The 1,856-nt window shown below is 60.8% G+C and carries 1 protein-coding gene and 1 pseudogene; both read right to left on the bottom strand.

Features of this window, described 5'->3' with window-relative positions; all coding sequences use genetic code 11:
* Positions 1 to 1,449 (bottom strand): PAS-domain containing protein (locus EN932_RS35290; protein WP_128369481.1); only part of this gene is annotated, 1,449 nt, incomplete at its 3' end.
* Between the two features lie 165 nt (positions 1,450 to 1,614).
* Positions 1,615 to 1,856, bottom strand: a pseudogene (locus EN932_RS35285) (hydrolase); the annotation flags it as partial.

Genomic DNA, 1,856 nt, shown 5'->3' with positions numbered 1-1,856 from the left:
GTTCATGATGGGTTGGAAATCGAGGTCGAATTCCTGGCGCGACAGTGCGGTCCCGAGGTCGACCTCCAACGCACGCCGTGCCTGTACCATTGCGTCCATTCCGGGTTCGAAGAACCGATACAGATTGCGGCCTTCGCTCTTCGCCCGGTAAAGCGCTGTATCGGCGTTCCTCAGCAGCGTGTCGGCATCTCCGCCGTCGTCGGGGAAAACCGCGATGCCCAGGCTGATGCCGATATGCATCTCGCGGCTCTTGTCACGGAACGGTTTTCCGATTGTCTCGACGATGCGCTTCGCGAGTTTTTCAGCACTGGCAATGCCCTTGAAATTGACCTGGATGATGACGAACTCGTCGCCGCCGAAGCGGGCAACGACGTCGTTTTCATTATGCAGGCAGCGCTGCAGCCGCTCGGCCACGCTCTTCAGCAGCCAGTCGCCGGCCGGATGTCCCCAGGTGTCGTTGACTGCCTTGAAGCGATCGAGATCGAGCGAGAAGATCGCCAGCGGCGTGGCCGCCGTGTCCTCCAGCGCAAGGTCGAGCCGTTCGCGAAACATCGAGCGGTTGGGCAATCCCGTCAGCGTGTCGTGATGCGCAAGATGGGTCATGCGCTCTTCGGTGCGGCGACGTTCGGTGACGTCGTCGAAGGTCACCACCCAGCCGCCGCCATCCATCGGCCGACGTGTGACCAAAACCGTCCTGCCGTCGGTAAGATGCCGATAGGCCGAATGCATTTTTGCCGCCGCCAGACAGGCTTCGGTCTTGGCGACTTCGCTGTCGACATCGATCTTCGTATAGATGCCGAGTTCCAGCAATCGTTCGAGCGCGTCGCGGTGCGTCGTTCCAAGCGGAAAGTCCGCCGGGGTGACCTTGTAGAGCTCCAGAAAACGCCGGTTGCGCACGATCATCTTGCCGTCGGCGTCATACATCAGCAAGCCTTGCGACATGTTGGCGAGCGCTGCGTCGAAGCGGCGGTGCTGCTCCTTGAGATCCTCTTGCGCGCGGCGCTGCTCGGTGATGTCTTCATAGATCGAAACCCAGCCGCCCAGAGCCAGAGGGCGGTGCGAGATGCTGACGATGCGGCCGTCCGACAGTGTTTCTTCGTAGGTCGAGGGCTTTGCCTGATCGATATAGGGCTTGCGGATGGCGTAGAGTTCGTCGGCGGTTTGCGAGGCGACGCCGATATCGACGCTGTGGCGCAGAATGTCGAGGAACCGGATGCCGGGCCTTATCACCCTGGCGTCGAGGCAAAAGATGTGTAGGTAGTTGCCGTTGCAGATGATCATCCGCTCGTCGGCGTCGAACATGCACAGGCCGTGCGACATGTTCTCGACCGCAGCCGAAAAGCGTTGGTTCTGCTCCCGCAGTTCGTCTTCCATGTGGCGGGAGCGGTCCATGCCTTCGGCCTCCCGTTTCGGGACGGCCGAACCATCCTTGGCATCAGCGACGGGCATGAGCGCGCCTGCGGACCGTGATCGAACAAGCTACTGTGGTCGCCGCTGGTTAATTTAGCGTTTTAATGCATGTCGCCCAAAAGTGACCTCGGTTTTGGGGGAATGACATGCATAAAGACAAAGACCTAAAGCGCGTCGCGTGAATCCGTTTCAGCGCGACGCGCTTTAGCCGATTGCGGTCGCCGAAACCTGATGCCGCGACGTCTCGATCGCCGAAAACCGTTTCAGAAACGCGTTCTGCGCCCAGGTCACCGAACGTGGCGTGAAATCGAAGCGGTCGGCATTGAAGCCGCGCGGACGGCCGAAGAACTCGGTCGCCTCGGCGGTCGAAAAGCCGGCGAGCAGCGTTGCCTCGAAATAGGCGGCGATCTGGTCGGCGCGCTTGATCTCCTTGCGCAGCGCAGCAC

Origin of the sequence: Mesorhizobium sp. M7A.F.Ca.US.002.01.1.1, assembly GCF_004022955.1 — a bacterium.
In the GTDB taxonomy this organism is placed as follows: domain Bacteria; phylum Pseudomonadota; class Alphaproteobacteria; order Rhizobiales; family Rhizobiaceae; genus Mesorhizobium; species Mesorhizobium ciceri.
This window is presented reverse-complemented; position numbering and strand designations above follow the sequence as displayed.